4 protein-coding genes are annotated in these 3,230 nt (G+C 43.7%); 1 reads left to right on the top strand and 3 read right to left on the bottom strand.

The annotated features are described in order from the left end of the window. Positions 1-412: hypothetical protein (locus tag ACEW8S_RS09105; RefSeq protein ID WP_373517844.1), on the bottom strand; the 412-nt coding region annotated here is incomplete at its 3' end. A gap of 160 nt (positions 413-572) precedes the next feature. Beyond that, on the bottom strand, positions 573-1,427 hold the full coding sequence (locus ACEW8S_RS09100) for a helix-turn-helix domain-containing protein (RefSeq protein WP_373517843.1): 855 nt from the start codon (positions 1,425-1,427) through the stop codon (positions 573-575). 311 nt (positions 1,428-1,738) lie between these two features. Between ACEW8S_RS09100 and ACEW8S_RS09095 the strand changes: the two genes are divergently transcribed. After that, complete coding sequence (locus ACEW8S_RS09095; RefSeq protein ID WP_373517842.1) at positions 1,739-2,521, top strand: glycerophosphodiester phosphodiesterase; 783 nt, start codon at positions 1,739-1,741, stop codon at positions 2,519-2,521. A gap of 42 nt (positions 2,522-2,563) precedes the next feature. On the opposite strand, the gene ACEW8S_RS09090 is transcribed toward ACEW8S_RS09095, so the two are convergent. Continuing rightward, positions 2,564-3,230: aminoacetone oxidase family FAD-binding enzyme (locus ACEW8S_RS09090; protein WP_373517841.1), on the bottom strand; the 667-nt coding region annotated here is incomplete at its 5' end.

The following is a 3,230-nucleotide window of genomic DNA, read 5'->3' as shown; positions in this document are numbered from 1 at the left end:
CCAAATCACCGTTGGTGCGATCCAACGAAAACACCGAAACCGTATTTCCGCCAGCGTTCACGTTCAATAAATAGTCCCCGATGATCTTGATCGCCCCTTCGGTATCAAAATCCCCAAAGGCATCGCCTCCAGCGGCAATATTGGCGCCGCCAAGACTATTGGTGGAATAGGCGGTCTCATCGGATACCGAACCGTCTTCGTGTCTCGAGAACCGTACCACGTCATTGGTAGATTCGCCGTTCGTCGTAAGGTAAAGATATCCTGCGACAGGGCTTTCCTCCGGCTCCGGCTCCTGTGTTTCAGGATTTTCGGCATTTTCCTGTGTAACCGGTGGAACAATTTCGGTCTCTTCCGAACATCCTATAAAAACAAATGTTGCCCCGCAGAGCAAAAGTAAAAAGCACTTTTTCATAGCTTTGAAATTTAAATGGTTAAACAATTGTGTTTGATACCTGCACAACTAAATATGGTTCACTAAGTTTTGGGGTAAACTTGATGTAAATAACCTGTGGGTTAAAAGTACCCAAAGGGATTATAGATTTTAAGTGCGATTTTTCCCTAAGTGTTGTAGATTACTCCCGATTTGACAGCGCCAAGGTCTCTTTTTTAAATTTTACGGGACTCTGACCTTTGTTTTTCGTGAAGAACTTTGAAAAATGGCTTGCGTCGTTGAAGCCCAGTTCATAGGCAATTTCCTCAACGGTTTTGTTGGAGAACAACAGCAGCCTTCTTGCTTCCAACAGTAGGCGTTCGTTTATCACGGTCAACGGGGTTTTGTCACTGTATTTTGAAAAGGTGTTGTAAAGCGTCTTGGGAGATTTGTGAAGCAGCGGCGCATAATCGGAGACTTGATGGAAGTTTCTATACTGTTTCTCCACCAAAATATTGAACCGCCGGATCATATCGACCTGACTTTGGGATACATCCGACCCCATAAGCTTAGCTTTCGCCGATCGCGTCGATTTAATGATTAGGTGTTTGAGCATTATGCGAAGCATTTCCCCTTGGGTAGTATCACAATAACCGAATTCTTCCTTAAGTATATTATACGTATCCCTAAATGTATTTTTTCCCTTTTCGTCAAGATCGATGGTAACGGGCATGGAGGAACCATAGAACAAAAGGCCGTTGCAAGATACTTCATGATCGTTATCCCGTATACAATAAAACTCCCGGTTGAATATCAGGGCCGAGATTGCTTCTTGCCTCATGGGGATATCGATAAAATTAAGGGGAGTACAGAAAAGCACTTCATCCTTTTTAAGTATAAACGGACAGCCATCGAGGCTAAGGTCGGCTATGTCGTCCATAGCCCATATTATTTTATAAAGACCTTTCTGCTTCAATAAGGAACGACCTTGGGCACAAATAAAATCGGTCAGGTTAATATTGCTTTCTTCTAAAATATTTCGATAGATCAGGTTCATACTGGTAAATTGGTTAGAACGTGAATAATCAGTAGGAATTTTCATTGAAAAATTACAACTCAAAACCTTTAGCAACAACATTTATCTCATTTAAATCAAAATTTGGAGGTTTATTATTACATTTAATAAGCAGAAATCGATCTTTAGGACCGAATGATCCGGAGAATGAGGGGTTTTGAGATAAGGGTCAGCATTAATTTTAGTTATTTGCTTTATGGTTAAAAAAGATGGATGACGGATGACGGGTGGATGATGGATAACAAATGACAAAGTTTTACAATTTCCCTGTATTAAATGTACAAATATACCCTATGCGCTATATTCTTTGCTTACTGACCGTTATTAGTCTTACCTCTTGCAAATTGCAGAAAAACATGCCCGAATTCGCCAAAAACGTAGTAGTAGCCCATCGCGGTGCCTGGAAGGCCCAGAACCTTCCCGAAAATTCCATCGCCGCACTGAAGCAAGCCATCGCCCTAAAATGCACCGGCTCGGAATTCGATGTGCAGATGACGGTAGATGACGTTCTGGTAGTCAACCACGATGACATTTATGAAGGAATGTCGATAGCGGAAACATCCTATGACGATTTGGCCGTTCACAAACTTTCCAACGGTGAAAAACTGCCCACGTTGCGTGAATACATCCTAGCAGGATTGGATAATAACACTTCTACACGCCTGGTCTGCGAAATAAAGCCTGCCAAGACCAAAGAGCGCGGACAAAAAATGGCCGAAAAAACCATTGAACTGGTCAAAGAGCTGAACGCCGAAGCTATGACCGTCTATATCAGTTTCGAATACGAAATCTTGAAAAAAATCGAGGAATTGAACCCAAAGGCACAGACACAATATCTTGAAGCCAATAAATCGCCCGAAGAGTTGAAAGCCGACGGCATCGATGGCGCCGACTATCATTTTAAGGTGTTCAAAAAGCATCCGGAATGGATCGAAAGCGCCAAAAAAATCGGTATTGCGCTAAATGCATGGACCGTGAACGACCCTGTGGATATGGATTGGCTACTCGAGGAAGGCTTCGATTATATTACCACCAACGAACCGGAATTGTTGTTGGAAAAAACCGGAAAACCCTGAAGTACATCTGGGAAATAAGTGAAGACACAAGATTTTGCGTCTCTATGGCGACGTTGTTTTAATGATGCCCTGCGCCGCAATATACCCACCTGTCCACGCATTCTGAAAATTGAATCCGCCTGTTATGGCGTCTACATCGATCACTTCCCCTGCAAAATAAAGACCGGACAAAATTTTGCTTTCGAAGGTCTTGAAATCAATTTCCTTAAGGTTCACGCCGCCCGCGGTAACGAACTCCTCCTTAAATGTACTTTTGCCGTCGACCAGAAATTCGCCTTGGGTAAGTTGATGTGCCAGGCTTTCTAAATGCGCCTTGGTCACGTCCGCCCATTTTTCGGCCTCGTCAATGCCTGATGCCCTAACAAGATTCGTCCATAAACGCCTAGGAACATCTACTGCTTTAGTTCTCAACACGGTCTTTTTGGCCTCGATTTCCTTGATCTGCATGAGCAGACCGATAAGGCCCTCAACATTATATTCCGGTAGCCAGTTGATCCGTATCCGAAACCGGTACTTCATTTCGTTCAACAGTTTGGCGCCCCACGCGGACAGCTTCAAAATGGCCGGTCCGCTCATGCCCCAATGCGTAATCATCAAGGGTCCTTCCGAAGTCATTAAGGGTTTTTCCGCTTCTCGGCTTCGGAGCTTTATGGTGATTTTAGAATTAAACAGCCGCTGTTCGAGAACATGGACTTCTGCGTGGGTACTT

The sequence above is a fragment of the Pricia sp. genome, from assembly GCF_041745955.1.
Taxonomy (GTDB): domain Bacteria; phylum Bacteroidota; class Bacteroidia; order Flavobacteriales; family Flavobacteriaceae; genus Pricia.
The sequence above is the reverse complement of the archived record's forward strand: the minus strand, read 5'-3'. Positions and strand labels throughout refer to the sequence as shown.

Coding starts and splice junctions, on each gene's coding strand:
- ACEW8S_RS09100 (WP_373517843.1), bottom strand. CDS start 1,427: ATGAACCTGATCTATCGAAATATTTTAGAAGAAAGCAATATTAACCTG.
- ACEW8S_RS09095 (WP_373517842.1), top strand. CDS start 1,739: ATGCGCTATATTCTTTGCTTACTGACCGTTATTAGTCTTACCTCTTGC.